The organism is Candidatus Avelusimicrobium luingense (assembly GCF_902757105.1).
Taxonomy (GTDB): domain Bacteria; phylum Elusimicrobiota; class Elusimicrobia; order Elusimicrobiales; family Elusimicrobiaceae; genus Avelusimicrobium; species Avelusimicrobium luingense.
The window spans coordinates 260,353-273,359 of record NZ_CACVTK010000001.1; the positions used below are offsets into that span (position 1 = coordinate 260,353).

Below are 13,007 nucleotides of genomic sequence, written 5' to 3' on the forward strand. Positions count from 1 at the left end.
ATTTTCTCCTTATCGGTGCTGGGCGGCTAATTGCCCGCAAGCGGCTAAAATATCGTTACCCATACTTTTACGGATAGTAACACCAATACCCATAGCCTTTAACCCGGCGGCAAAATTTTTAACTACGCGCTCGTCGGTTTTTTCGCCACGGCCCAAATTACACGCAATCAAATTGACGTGCAATAAGTAATTGTCCTTAATGGAATATATCCAATCGGCTAATTTACGGATATGTTCCGGGCGGCTGTTGATATTTTCTAATACCGAATATTCCAAAAATACTTGACGGCCCGTCATAGCGATATATTCTTCTAAGGCTTTTTTTAAGTCATCCAAATCGTATTTGCGATTAACGGGCATGAGTTTACTGCGCTCGGCATTGTCCGCATTGTGCAAGGAAACCGCCAAATTGGCTTGCGGCAAATCAAGCGCCAATTTATGCAATTTATCCGCAATACCCGACGTAGAAATAGAAATATGGCGTGCCCCGATATTTAAGTAATCGGGGTTAGACAAATCGTGTGCCGCTTTGACAACATTCAGATAATTTAATAGCGGCTCGCCCATTCCCATAAATACCACACTGGAAATGCGCTCTCCCAGTTTTTCTTTGTGAATATACTGATACCACATCAACACCTGATCGGTAATTTCTTCTTCGGTCAAATCGCGCTTGAAACCCATTTTACCGGTACTGCAAAAAGAACAATGCAGCGCACATCCTACTTGACTCGATACGCACACGCTCCACGTGTCTTGCGGCTTTAATAAAACCGTTTCAATTTGAAGTCCGTCGTTAAGCGTAAGCAAGGCTTTGGCCGTACGGTCTTGCCGGGAAACAACTATTTTACTGACCTTAAATGATAAAATCGGTTGTTCTTGGGCCAGTTTAGCACGCAATTCGGCCGGCAAGTTAGACGCTTCATTCCACGACGAAATACCACGCTTAAAAACAGCCTCTTGCACTTGCGCGATACGGAAGTTAGGAAGGCCGGCGTCTTTAATATATTGTTTAACACGTTCAAAATTCATAGTTTTATTTTACCATATATGGGTATAATTTTTATCTTGTTTTCCCCTTTTTCATACATTAAACAACCTCATAATTTGGACAAGTTACTAAATTATTCTTGACAAATCAAAAAAAAAAATGATAATAAAGTATTGGACAAAAAAACAAAAGGAGAATCTTTTATGCAAAACCAACACGCATTTACGCTAATAGAATTATTAGTAGTTGTTTTGATTATCGGTATTTTAGCCGCCGTGGCCTTACCGCAATACAATAAAGCGGTAGAAAAAAGCCGTGCAACGCAAGCCCTTACTATATTAAAAACCGTTTATGATGCGGCCAATGCTTATAAATTGGCCAATGGAGAATGGCCTTCTACATTTGACGAACTCGCAGTAGACATTCCATGGACAGGAACGAGAAACGGCTTAAATTTAGGTTGGGCCAAGCAAGGCAAATCCAATAATGATTGGTCTATACAAATGCGTCATGGAGGCGATACCATTATCGTCACTCGTATTTCCGGGCCTTACACCGGAGCCGCCTTTGTAATAAATAGCAAACCGGAGCATACCCAATATTCAGCCGATGAACTGTTATGTGTTGAAATAAAAAACGCCACAGATGCCGCAACCCCCTTTGCCAAAACCAGAGGCGACTATTGCCGAAAGATCATGAAGGGAACTTTTATTCCTACCGGTTCATCTTGGGACTTTTTCCGCATGCCATAATGTAGGTTATTTAGTAATTTTCCACTTATTTTTGCTATAATGTCTGCACTATGGAAGACATCAAATTTAGCACAGCCGGCTTTCGGGCCACAACCGCGGGCGGACTTACCGCCCAAGCGGTGCAACGTCTAGCGTACGGAATTTCCGAACACGTTTTGGAACATCCTTTTTATGGTTTCAAAGGAACAGGTTACCAGAATTTTTGCAAAGAGCAAGGCAAAAAATTCAAAAATCCGCTTGTATTTGTCGGGTATGATACCCGGTTTTTATCCAAGCAACTGGCCTATGTAGCCGCCAATGCACTCGTGCAGAACGGTATTACGGTACACATGGCTGAAGAACCGTTACCTACTCCGGTAGCCGAATGGGCTGTACGGAGCCAATGTGCGGTAGGTGCCATTGTAATTACCGGGAGCGAATCTCCTTATTATATCAACGGACTTAAATGGATTTCGTATTACGGCGGTATTGCCAACAACGAAATTACCGCTGATATTGAAAAGAATATTCCGGCCCCCAATGCTCAAATTTTGAAAGCATCTTCCATCGAATTTGGCGTACTTAATGCAGCCGTAGTCGTAACGAAAGATTTACGCAAAAACTATCTGGCGCATTTGGAAAAACTTATCAATGTGCGTGCGCTCAAAAAAGCCAAACTCAAAATTGCGGTAGATCCGTTATTCGGTTCTGCCATACATTATTTCCGTCCCTTTTTAGAAAAATACGGAGTAACGGTAGAAGGAATCCACGAAAACGATGATGCACTTTTCGGCGGAGTTACCCCTAACGCCGGGCCGGTCAGTTTGCAAGAACTCACCCATTTGGTAGTACGTAAAAAAATGCATTTGGGGATTGCTTGCAACTCGGATTGCGACAAATTCGGCGTGATTGATTCCGACGGTGAATGGGTTTCTCCTAACGAAATTGCCCCCATGCTTTTAGACCATTTGGTACGCAACAAAAAACAAAAAGGCCGCGTATGCAGAAGCGTTATTACTTCTAATCTTATTGACCAAGTCGCCAAAGTAAGCGGGCTGATGCTTCGTGAAACCCCCGTCGGTTTTAAGTATATTACCGAACTGATGACTTCCGGCCAATATATTATGGGTATGGAAGAATCGGGCGGACTGGCTATTGCCAATCACATTCCGGACAAAGACGGCCTTTTGGCCTGCCTGCTTGTAGTAGATATGCTTGCTACCGAAGGCAAAACGCTCAAACAACTGCGCAAAGATTTTTACAAAAAGTATAAACAACTTTTTGATCAAAAAGTAAGTATCCCCAAAACGGAAACGGAAATTAACCGCATTATGGAACGGTTGGATATCCGTCCGCCGTTATCTATCAACAAAACCTCTGTGTGGCGTATTGATAACACCGATGGGTTTAAGTTCCTCTTAAAAGGCGGTAGTTGGTTGGCGATTCGTCCTTCCGGCACCGAACGGCTGATTCGTATGTATGCCGAAGCCCAAGATGAAAAAACCCCCGCGGCGTTAATTAAAGAAGGTAAAAAAATTATAGACAGTATGCTATAAGGCCGCCTAATGCGGCCGAGGGGGTTGTATGGTTCGCATTGCAAAAATCGCAGCACGCGAAATTTTAGATTCGCGAGGATATCCGACGATTGCCGCCGAAGTTGTGTTAGACAGCGGCGCACGCGGTTGTTCTGCCGTTCCCAGCGGGGCATCTACCGGCTCGCACGAAGCCGTTGAACTACGTGACGGTGGCATACGTTACGGTGGGAAAGGCGTATTAAAAGCCGTAGAAAACGTCGGTCAAATGGCTACTGCATTAACCGGAGAAAACGCGCTTGATATTCGCGCATTAGATAAAAAAATAGGCGAATTAGACGGCACCGAAAACAAGTCGCGTTTAGGAGCAAACGCAACACTTGCCGTATCGATGGCCCTACTTCGCGCCGGAGCCGCTCATGCCCGCCTGCCACTCTATCAATACTTACGCCAAGCATACAACCTTACGCAAACCGATTATCTCTTGCCCGTTCCCATGCTTAATATTATTAACGGCGGCAAACATGCCGACTCGGGGTTAGATGTGCAAGAGTTTATGATTTTGCCCAATTTTGCAGATACTTTTTCACACGCGTTACAAAGTGCCGTTGAAACATATCACACGTTGCGCGCGTTATTAAAAGAACAAGGGCAAGTAATCGCCGTTGGCGATGAAGGCGGCTTCGCCCCGAAAATTGCGAAACACGAAGATGTACTAAAAACTATCTTACAAGCCGCCCAAAAAGCCGGCCACCCCCACATGGCGCTGGCATTAGATGCGGCCGCCAGCGAGTTTTTTCATGACGGAAAATATCATTTTGAAGGGCAAGATTTATCCGCCGACAAATTAAGTACTATCTATCAAAACTGGTGTGCTAATTATCCGCTTTTATCCTTAGAAGATCCGCTGCAGGAAGATGATTTCTCCAACTGGCAAATGCTTACGGCTCAACTGGGCGACCGGGTTAAATTAGTAGGCGATGATTTATTTGTTACCAACTATAAACGCTTGCAACGGGGCATTGAGCATAAAGCCGCCAATGCGATTTTGATTAAGTTAAACCAAATCGGCACGGTATCGGAAACGATAGACGTTATGCAACTGGCCAAACAAAACGGTTATGCGTGCATTGTATCGCACCGCTCGGGAGAAACGGAAGACACCTTTATCGCCGATTTAGCCGTGGCTACCAATGCAGGGGCTATCAAAACCGGCGCGCCCGCTCGTGCCGAACGTACCGCCAAATATAACCGATTATTACAAATCGAACAGGAACTCGGCCCAAAAGCCATTTACGCAAAGGAGATGATTTTTCACTAAATTATGCAAACATGGTTAGAAAAAATACAAGCCCACAAAAAGCCGCTACTTGTCTTGGCGGGGCTGATTCTTATTGTCGTGCTTTGGTTAGGAAATACCGTACGCAATTTAATACATAACAAAGCCGAAATGCAAAAATTGACGCATCAAAGTGCGCAGTTAGATGCAGAGTACGAACAACTGTTAAAAACCCGGGCCTTATTAGAAGCACAAGATCCGGCACTTATAGAAAAAATTGCCCGTACCGAATACGGACTGGCCAAACCGGGGGAAGTGGAATTCCGGTTTTCTACGAAATAATATGCAAATTGATGTATTAGAACTCGGCCCGATGGCCAACTGTACGTATTTAATCAGCGAAAAAAATGACGCGCTGTTAATTGATCCGGCGTGGGATATGAATTTTATTTCGCATACACTCACGCAAAAAAATTTAACTTTGCGCGGCGTACTTTTCACGCACGGACATTTTGACCACGTTAAATTTGCCCAACAACTCTTACAACAAACCGGCCTGAAAGGATATTTAGAAGAAAAAGATATTTCGTTAGCCGGCATAGATCCCCAATTTTTACATACTTATTCGGGCGCACAACAGTTCAAAATCGGCCCGTTTGATATAAAAATTACCCCCACTCCCGGGCATACCGCAGGGAGTGTATGTATCCAAATCGGTAACGCTCTTTTTACGGGCGATACGCTTTTCCCCGGGGCGTGCGGACGAACCGATTTACCTACGTCCGATCCGCGCGCCATGCGCCAAAGTTTGGTAGAACTATCCCGCTTGCCGGAAGATACCCAAATTTTTGCCGGCCACAGTTACGGCGGGAAATGCAGTTCTACTATTGGCTACGAACGCGTGAATAATCCGTTTATGCGAAATGCCCTTCGCGGTGGAGAAATTTAATGCATCCCACACTACTTACCATCGGTTCGTTTGAACTTGCCAGTTACGGCGTGATGACTGCGCTAGGCTATGGGATAGCGTCGTATTATCTGGTACGGCGGCTGCCTAAAAATTTGGACAAAGATACTTTTTGGAATTTAATTTTTATTTTATTTATGGGGGCACTCGTCGGGGCAAAATTATTATTTATTGCGTTGACGTGGCCGCAGTTAAACGGAAGCACTTGGGAAAAAATCTCGTATTTCGTGCAAAATTTTCGGTATGGGTTTGTGTTTTACGGTGGACTTATCGTAGCGGTAGCCGCGGTAATTACTTACATGAAAAAGAAAAAATTACCGTTACTTGCTACATCCGATTTTATTATTACCGCCTTACCGCTCGGACATGCATTCGGGCGCGTGGGCTGTTTCTTAGCGGGCTGTTGCCACGGCAAACCTACCACTATGCCTTGGGGAGTTACATTCACCGATCCGCACGCTATGGTTGCGCCCGATTTACTCGGTGTACCCGTACACCCCGTACAACTTTACGAAGCCGTCGGCAATTTGCTGATTTTCTTTATTCTGCATAAACTTTACAACCACCCGCATAAAAACGGCACCGTACTTTTAGCGTATATTTTTTGTTACGGTACGTTACGTTTTGCATTAGAATTTTTCCGCGGAGATTTTCGCGGAGCGTATTTATTCGGGCTTTCCCCGGCGCAGATTATTACCTTGTTACTTGCGTTAAGTGCCGGCGTAATTTGGTGGCGTATTACTAAAAAAGGACAATCTCATGGCTGATAAAAAAACGATTATTTTCGACGGATATTCTAAACGCTTGGACGTATTTGTGGCGGACGAGTTGGAAAATTTGTCGCGCTCGCTCGTGCAAAAGTTAATCAAAGACGGGCACGTTACCGTCAACGGTAAACAAGTAAAACCGTCCTGGCCGCTCACAGCAGGTGAAACAGTAACGATTGAATTACCGGATGCACACAGCCAAACCAAACTAAAAGATTTAATTATTCATGACGGAAAAGATTTCTTTGCGTTGATAAAGCCCGCAGGCATGCTGGTCCACCCGCAAAGCCCCATTTGGGAAGAACACCCCGAAACGGTTTTCTCGTCGGAAGAAACGCTGGTATCTGTTATTTTGGCCAATCCCCCCAAAGGGTTTGATACCAACATGCCGCGCGCCGGACTTGTCCACCGGTTAGACCGCGAAACAAGCGGTGTGATGATTGTAGCCAAAACGCAAGAATTTCAAGCGGAAATGATTGCACAGTTTGCCGCGCGCGACGTACACAAGACATATCACGCGATTGCGTGTGGAACCGTGCCAGACGATGAAGGCACGATTGATGTGCCGATAGGGCGCGTAGCCGGCGGAAAAATTAAAGCATCCGACGTAGGGCGCGAAGCCGTAACCGATTACAAAGTATTAGAGCGCAAAAACGGTTTTACCTATATTGAACTGTATCCGCGTACCGGCCGCACCAACCAGTTGCGTGTACACTTAAATTGGCTGGGTTACCCGGTGCTGGGCGATTGGCTGTACGAAGGGGCCACGGCAGATCGGCTCATGCTCCATGCCCGGCGCATTGAATTTACCCATCCGCTAACGGGGAAAAAATTAAAATTTGAAGCCCCCGTCCCCCCCGACTTTTTAGCCGCATGGGAACGTGTAACCGGGAAATAATAAATTCTCTTATATAAACAAAAAAATCTTCCCCGTTTGAATAAACAGGGAAGATTTTTATATATTCCTAACCGTTAGCGCACGGCTTTGGCGTTTTTACTCATTAACGCGTTTAATTGGGTTTGTTGTTTGAGCATGATATCTTTAGCCGATGTAACAAAATCTTCATACGTAGGGCTTTTAGCCGCAATATCTTTTAATTTCTGCTCATTTGTATTGATAATAGCCATGGCTTGATTTCCCACTTTCGCACTAAAGATACTGTTTACGGAGGCCAATGTTTCGCCGTTTTCATCTTGCACTTTTTCTAAATACTGTTTCATTTGTTCAATGTCTTTAGCGGGCGCAATTCCTTTCAAATCATCCATTACAATAATACCAACCACCGACGGTAATTCTTGTTCTTTTTTCTTGGAAACTTTTTTAACAGCAGGCGCTTTTTGGCGTTCTTTTTGCAAGGCTTTCCCGGCACGCGAAAGTAAATTTTCCGAGTATCCCACAAAAACCTGTTCCCCCACGATAAGCACCGGAACACCGCCGTCCAAATTATGTTTTTTGCGCATGCGGGCAAATTGCTGGCGGCCTTGCGGCGTGTGCACTTCATATTCTTCTAATACCACTTGTCCCGCATATTTCTTGCTAAATTTGGCGGAGAAACCTTCTTGCTTTAATTTGCGGCACCACGGACATCCGTCCGATAAAAACAAATACGCTTTAACGGCTTGCTTATCTTCTTGCGGCACCGCCACGAAAGAAGACACCGCCGCACTTTGGCTATTGGCTGCTACCAATAAGCCAATTACGAATATAACTCTAACAATTATTTTTTTCATATTGTATATGATAACAAACTCTTTTCTCATGCACAAGATAAATAATGCTAAACAACGACTTATTTTAATATAGTAAAATATACTCCAACATCGTCGGGCCGAAAAGCCCACCCTTGACAAGTCAAAAAAAAAAACGATAATAGAGTATCAGAACAAATAACAAGGAGCAAAAATATGGCAAATACAAAAGCATTTACGTTAATAGAATTATTAGTAGTCGTTTTAATCATTGGTATTTTAGCCGCCGTGGCCTTGCCGCAATACCAAAAAGCGGTGGAAAAATCACGCGCGGCTCAAGCATTAACCCTTCTTAAATCGGTTTCGCAAGCAGCCGAAGCGTATTTTATGGCGAACGGAACGGAATTTAGGTCGTTTGACGAATTGTCGTTAGATATCCCATGGCCCGCGGGCACACGCGTTATCGGCGGCTCGCAAGATACCAAATCAAACGGGGAATGGGCCTTAGAAATTGAAGATTCCAGTTCTTCCGGTTGGACGGTCCTGTTTATGACACGTTTGCAAGGCAAATATCAAGGTGCCGGTTTCCAAATCGGGATACGCGGGCCTGACGGGCATGTGGGCGGTTCCGTCCCCGGTTGTTTTGAACGGAAAACGGCCTCCACCAAAACTTTTGATTCTTCATTAACACCCGGAGCCTATTGCACACAAATTATGAAAGGAACCTTGTCTGATGAAAGCCAATGGGGACGCTCCTATCGTTTGCCCTAATCGTGTAAAATATACAAGTTGACCGGAACATAGCAAACGTCCGTAAAAGTGAACACTTTTACGGACGTTTTGTTATACTAAACTTAACACCCGTCGTTATTCTTATTTCTTTTGGCCGGTGCGGTCTTTGCGGTCAAAGTAGTGCGTATGCAACAGTTCATGCGCTTTATGTCCGCCGATTTTATCAAAGATGGTGCCATACAACGCCATCACATCTTTGTTATCTTGGGACTTATACGCCATCTTTGCATCGTCTTCATACAATCCGGCCGCGCGGTTCTTGCGGGCTTGCCAACCTTCAAATTGGGGTTGTCCGGCACCTGCCACACAACCGCCTTGGCAAGACATGACTTCAATAAAGTCGTATTTATTCTTTCCGGCTTTAATGTCGTCCAAGAGTTTGCGCGCGTTTTTGAGTCCGCTTACTACCGCCACGCGCACCGTTTTGCCCGCGATGGTGAGTTCGGCTTCTTTGACAGTGCTGTTAGCACGCAAGACACTTAAATCTAATTTGCCAGCGCCTTTGGGGTCAAGTTCGGCCGCGGCAAAGCGTAAGGCCGCTTCCATAACACCACCCGACGCACCAAAGATAACACCCGCACCGGTTTTGGTACCGAACGGATGATCAAATTCTTCGTCTTGGAGGTTCGCAAAATCAATGCCGGCTTCTTTAATCATGCGCGCCAAACCGACGGTCGTGACCACATGGTCCGTATCCGGGTTGCCGTTGACATAGAATTCTTCGCGTTTGACTTCGCCTTTTTTGGCCGAGCACGGCATAATCGCTACGACCACGAGATCTTCGCGTTTGCCGCCTTTTTCCACGAAATCGGCTTTGATAACCGGGCCCATCATCTGCATCGGCGAGCGGGCCGTAGAAAGATTGGGGATAAATTCCGGCGTAAATTTTTCTACATAATTTACCCACGCCGGGCAGCAACTGGTAAGTTGCGGCATATTTTTACCTTCGGTGAAACGATGTAAAAATTCGGTGGCTTCTTCCACGATTGTTAAGTCAGCGGCGAAGGCCGTATCGTACACGTAATCAAACCCTAACAAGCGTAAAGCCGCGGCGATTTTTCCGTCAATGCTTTTGCCTTGCGGCAAGCCGAAAATTTCGCCCAAACCTACACGCACCGCAGGAGCGATGTGTACGGCTACTTTTTTAGCCGGGTTATTGATTTCTTTAAATACTTGTTCAATTTCGCTGTTGTTCGGCGTTAAAGCACCTACCGGGCAAACGCGCGCACATTGACCGCAGGACACACATTCGTGGCTTTCACCCATGCCTTTATCAAAAGCAGGGGTAATTTTAGCACGGTATCCGCGGAACGCAAAATCAATGGCACCGATACCTTGTACTTCGTTGCAGATGCGTACGCAGTTACCGCACAAAATACATTTGCTGTTATCGCGTACCAAGGCAGCAGAGGAAGTATCACGCACCGTTTCTTTTTGTTTGGCTTTGAAGCGGATTTCCGTAATACCCATTTCTTGGGCTAAACTTTGGAGTTTGCAGCGGCCCGATTTGGAGCAGAGCGTGCAGTTGTGATTACCGGACGCCAATAAGAGTTCCAAGTTGATGCGGCGCAAGCGGCGGATTTCATCGGTATTGATGTGTACTTTCATCCCCGCACGCGGTGCTACACAACACGAGGCCACAACGCCCATACCTTCTACTTCTACCAAGCACAAGCGGCATGCACCGTAAATTTCCAATTCCGGCTGATAGCAGAACGTGGTAATATTGAAACCCGCTTTGCGGATTAGTTCCAATAAATTCCGTTCGCCTTCAATGGCTACATTTTTTCCTTCAATAGTAACAAAGTTTTCTTTTTCCATAATTTAATTCCTTACGCGCCGATTTTTACTGCGCCGAATTTACATGTAGATTTGCAACTACCGCATTTGATACATTTTTTCGGATCAACCACATGCGGTTTGCCTACTGCCCCGGAAATGGCTTGTACCGGGCAGGCGCGTTTGCACATGCCGCAACCTTTACATTTGGCGGGGTCAATTTCGTACTTGGCAAGCGCTTTACATACGCCGGCGGGGCAGCGTTTTTCTACCACGTGGGCGAGATATTCATCCTTAAAGTATTTCAAGGTAGAGAGCACCGGGTTGGGGGCCGTTTTACCTAAAGCGCACAGCGAAGATTTTTGTACGGCTTTGGCTAAATCTTCCAACGTTTCCAAGGTTTTCATCGTACCGCGGCCTTCGCAAATGTCGGTAAGTAAGGATAACATTTGGTCGGTTCCTTCGCGGCAAGGCACGCATTTTCCGCACGATTCGCGTTTGGTAAATTCCAAGAAGAAGCGGGCCACGTTGACCATACAGGTTTTTTCGTTCATAACCACGAGTCCGCCCGAACCGATCATCGCACCGGCTGATTTTAACGAATCAAAATCAAGCGGTACATCATAATGTTCTTTGGTCAAGCATCCGCCAGAAGGACCGCCGATTTGGGCGGCTTTGAATGCTTCGGGATTGACGGTACCGTCGCTGTTGGTCGTACCGCCGGCCACGTCGTTAATTACTTGGCGCAAGGTCGTACCCATAGGCACTTCCACGAGCCCCGTATTGGCGATGTGTCCCGTTACAGCAAACGTTTTGGTACCCGGGCTGGTCGGCGTACCGATCTTGGCAAATTTTTCGGCACCCATTTCAAACACTTTGGCTACGGTAGCCAACGTTTCTACGTTGTTAATAACGGTGGGTTTACCGAAAAGACCACTGTGGGCCGGGAACGGCGGTTTAACTTTAGGCATACCGCGTTTCCCTTCTACAGAAGCGATTAAAGCGGTTTCTTCCCCACAGACAAACGCTCCCGCGCCTTCCATGACGTTAATTTTGAAATTCTTGCCGGAACCGAAGATGTTTTCACCTAAAATACCCAATGCTTCGGCTTCTTCAATGGCTTTGCGCACCCGTTTAATGGCGAGCGGATATTCCATACGAACATAGATGTATCCTTCATCCGCCCCGATAGCGCGCGCGGCAATCATCATACCTTCCAAAACGGCGTTGGGGTTACCTTCCATAACGGAGCGGTCCATAAAGGCACCCGGGTCCCCTTCGTCAGCGTTGCAGATAACGTATTTTTTGCCTTCCGGTTCAATGCGGGCAAATTCCCATTTTTTACCGGTAGGGAAACCACCGCCGCCGCGTCCGCGAAGACCCGATTTAATCATTTCTTGGCAGACTTGTTCGGGGGTCATTTCCAAATAGACGCGTTTGGCTTGAGCATAACCGCCGTGAGCGATATATTCATTGATATCTTCGGGGTTGATGCGTCCGCAATCGGCGAGCAAAATGCGTTGTTGTTTAGCATAAAACGGAATTTCGGCTACGGTTTTGGACTTTTGGTTATTGGCCGGATTGTGATATAACAAGCGGTCAATGACTTCGCCTTTGAGCAAGGTTTTTTCAATAATTTCCGGAACGTCGGCTGCTTTTACTTTGGTGTAGAAAATATCGCCCACGCTCACGAGCGGCCCTTGTGCACAGAAACCGCGGCAACCGCTTAAACTTAAATAGTTTTCACGGCAACCTTTGGAAACTTCTACACTGCACGCGATACCGCGTTTTTCCATTTCCGTTTGGAACGCCTTATATACATCCAGCGAACCGCCGGCAATACAACCGGTACCGCCGCAAATGACGATACGGTTTTTAATATTTTTATAGGCATCATTAAAATCTTTTGCGATTTTTTCAATATCTTTCGTTGCCATACTTATTTGGCCTCCGCTTTGAGGACTTCGTCAATGAGTTCTTCGGCTTTGGCCGGAGTCACTTGACCGTGGACAACTTCGTCCACCACCATTACCGGGGCCAACCCGCACGCCCCTAAACAGGAAACGCATTCCAATGTAAAAAGTAAATCTTCGGTCGTTTCTTGTCCGTCTTTAAGTTTAAGTTTCTTTTTGACAGCGTCAATAATGCCGGCCGAACCTTTTACGTGGCAAGCCGTCCCGTTGCAAACGCGGATAATGTGTTTGCCTTTGGGGGTAATAGCGAAATGGGCAAAAAACGTCGCCACGCCAAATACTTTAGCGGGCGAAATTTTGAGTTCGTTAGCAATATAACGCATGATATCTTCCGGAAGGAAGTGGTAGGCATCTTGCACTTTTTGCAAGATGGGAATTAACTTGGCGCTATCGTAATTATTTTCTTTTAAGATTTGCGCCGCGGGTGCGAATCTATCTGACATAAGTTCTCCTATAGAAGTTTACTACAAAAACAAATCGTTAGTTCATTAAGACGGAAAAACCGTC

The 13,007-nt window shown here is 45.9% G+C and carries 13 protein-coding genes; 8 read left to right on the forward strand and 5 right to left on the reverse strand.

Annotated elements, in window-relative coordinates:
• Positions 1 to 9: 9 nt before the first annotated feature.
• A complete protein-coding gene (rlmN, locus tag ACQY3H_RS01245) occupies positions 10 to 1,032 on the reverse strand; it encodes a 23S rRNA (adenine(2503)-C(2))-methyltransferase RlmN (RefSeq protein WP_428074035.1) in 1,023 nt (340 codons plus the stop codon).
• A 162-nt stretch (positions 1,033 to 1,194) separates the two neighbouring features.
• Here rlmN and ACQY3H_RS01250 point away from each other — a divergent pair, with 162 nt between their 5' ends.
• The 7 genes from ACQY3H_RS01250 to ACQY3H_RS01280 are packed head-to-tail and all read left to right on the forward strand — an operon-like array spanning position 1,195 to position 7,165.
• Complete coding sequence (locus ACQY3H_RS01250; protein ID WP_428074037.1) at positions 1,195 to 1,743, forward strand: type IV pilin protein; 549 nt, start codon at positions 1,195 to 1,197, stop codon at positions 1,741 to 1,743.
• A 50-nt stretch (positions 1,744 to 1,793) separates the two neighbouring features.
• Positions 1,794 to 3,278, forward strand: a complete 1,485-nt coding sequence (locus ACQY3H_RS01255) for a hypothetical protein (protein WP_428074039.1) — start codon at positions 1,794 to 1,796, stop codon at positions 3,276 to 3,278.
• Between the two features lie 28 nt (positions 3,279 to 3,306).
• Positions 3,307 to 4,575 carry a phosphopyruvate hydratase gene (eno, locus tag ACQY3H_RS01260; RefSeq protein WP_428074041.1) on the forward strand — a complete coding sequence of 423 codons (1,269 nt, stop codon included), beginning with the start codon at positions 3,307 to 3,309 and terminating at the stop codon, positions 4,573 to 4,575.
• 3 nt (positions 4,576 to 4,578) lie between these two features.
• Positions 4,579 to 4,875: an FtsB family cell division protein gene (locus ACQY3H_RS01265; RefSeq protein WP_428074043.1), complete on the forward strand. Its 297-nt coding sequence runs from the start codon at positions 4,579 to 4,581 to the stop codon at positions 4,873 to 4,875.
• Between the two features lies 1 nt (position 4,876).
• Positions 4,877 to 5,482: an MBL fold metallo-hydrolase gene (locus tag ACQY3H_RS01270; protein ID WP_428074045.1), complete on the forward strand. Its 606-nt coding sequence runs from the start codon at positions 4,877 to 4,879 to the stop codon at positions 5,480 to 5,482.
• Positions 5,482 to 6,267: a prolipoprotein diacylglyceryl transferase gene (lgt, locus tag ACQY3H_RS01275; protein ID WP_428074047.1), complete on the forward strand. Its 786-nt coding sequence runs from the start codon at positions 5,482 to 5,484 to the stop codon at positions 6,265 to 6,267. Before ACQY3H_RS01270 ends, lgt begins: the two co-directional genes overlap by 1 nt.
• Positions 6,260 to 7,165: an RluA family pseudouridine synthase gene (locus ACQY3H_RS01280; protein WP_428074049.1), complete on the forward strand. Its 906-nt coding sequence runs from the start codon at positions 6,260 to 6,262 to the stop codon at positions 7,163 to 7,165. The genes lgt and ACQY3H_RS01280 overlap by 8 nt, the downstream gene beginning before the upstream one ends.
• Positions 7,166 to 7,239: 74 nt before the next feature.
• On the opposite strand, the gene ACQY3H_RS01285 is transcribed toward ACQY3H_RS01280, so the two are convergent.
• Positions 7,240 to 7,998 carry a hypothetical protein gene (locus ACQY3H_RS01285; protein WP_428074051.1) on the reverse strand — a complete coding sequence of 253 codons (759 nt, stop codon included), beginning with the start codon at positions 7,996 to 7,998 and terminating at the stop codon, positions 7,240 to 7,242.
• 174 nt (positions 7,999 to 8,172) lie between these two features.
• On the opposite strand from ACQY3H_RS01285, the gene ACQY3H_RS01290 reads away from it, so the two are divergent.
• The gene (locus ACQY3H_RS01290) at positions 8,173 to 8,727 is read left to right on the forward strand and encodes a type IV pilin protein (RefSeq protein ID WP_428074053.1); all 555 of its coding nucleotides are present in this window, start codon (positions 8,173 to 8,175) and stop codon (positions 8,725 to 8,727) included.
• Positions 8,728 to 8,829: 102 nt separating this feature from the next.
• On the opposite strand, the gene ACQY3H_RS01295 is transcribed toward ACQY3H_RS01290, so the two are convergent.
• Genes ACQY3H_RS01295 through nuoE form a run of 3 tightly spaced genes read right to left on the reverse strand, consistent with a single transcriptional unit; the run spans position 8,830 to position 12,943 of the window.
• Entirely contained in the window at positions 8,830 to 10,569 is a 1,740-nt protein-coding gene (locus tag ACQY3H_RS01295) for a [FeFe] hydrogenase, group A (RefSeq protein ID WP_428074055.1), read from the reverse strand.
• An 11-nt stretch (positions 10,570 to 10,580) separates the two neighbouring features.
• Complete coding sequence (locus tag ACQY3H_RS01300; RefSeq protein ID WP_428074057.1) at positions 10,581 to 12,464, reverse strand: NADH-ubiquinone oxidoreductase-F iron-sulfur binding region domain-containing protein; 1,884 nt, start codon at positions 12,462 to 12,464, stop codon at positions 10,581 to 10,583.
• A gap of 2 nt (positions 12,465 to 12,466) precedes the next feature.
• On the reverse strand, positions 12,467 to 12,943 hold the full coding sequence (gene nuoE, locus ACQY3H_RS01305) for an NADH-quinone oxidoreductase subunit NuoE (RefSeq protein WP_428074059.1): 477 nt from the start codon (positions 12,941 to 12,943) through the stop codon (positions 12,467 to 12,469).
• Between the last annotated feature and the right edge of the window lie 64 nt (positions 12,944 to 13,007).

Coding starts and splice junctions, on each gene's coding strand:
- rlmN (WP_428074035.1), bottom strand. CDS start 1,032: ATGAATTTTGAACGTGTTAAACAATATATTAAAGACGCCGGCCTTCCT.
- ACQY3H_RS01250 (WP_428074037.1), top strand. CDS start 1,195: ATGCAAAACCAACACGCATTTACGCTAATAGAATTATTAGTAGTTGTT.
- ACQY3H_RS01255 (WP_428074039.1), top strand. CDS start 1,794: ATGGAAGACATCAAATTTAGCACAGCCGGCTTTCGGGCCACAACCGCG.
- eno (WP_428074041.1), top strand. CDS start 3,307: ATGGTTCGCATTGCAAAAATCGCAGCACGCGAAATTTTAGATTCGCGA.
- ACQY3H_RS01265 (WP_428074043.1), top strand. CDS start 4,579: ATGCAAACATGGTTAGAAAAAATACAAGCCCACAAAAAGCCGCTACTT.
- ACQY3H_RS01270 (WP_428074045.1), top strand. CDS start 4,877: ATGCAAATTGATGTATTAGAACTCGGCCCGATGGCCAACTGTACGTAT.
- lgt (WP_428074047.1), top strand. CDS start 5,482: ATGCATCCCACACTACTTACCATCGGTTCGTTTGAACTTGCCAGTTAC.
- ACQY3H_RS01280 (WP_428074049.1), top strand. CDS start 6,260: ATGGCTGATAAAAAAACGATTATTTTCGACGGATATTCTAAACGCTTG.
- ACQY3H_RS01285 (WP_428074051.1), bottom strand. CDS start 7,998: ATGAAAAAAATAATTGTTAGAGTTATATTCGTAATTGGCTTATTGGTA.
- ACQY3H_RS01290 (WP_428074053.1), top strand. CDS start 8,173: ATGGCAAATACAAAAGCATTTACGTTAATAGAATTATTAGTAGTCGTT.
- ACQY3H_RS01295 (WP_428074055.1), bottom strand. CDS start 10,569: ATGGAAAAAGAAAACTTTGTTACTATTGAAGGAAAAAATGTAGCCATT.
- ACQY3H_RS01300 (WP_428074057.1), bottom strand. CDS start 12,464: ATGGCAACGAAAGATATTGAAAAAATCGCAAAAGATTTTAATGATGCC.
- nuoE (WP_428074059.1), bottom strand. CDS start 12,943: ATGTCAGATAGATTCGCACCCGCGGCGCAAATCTTAAAAGAAAATAAT.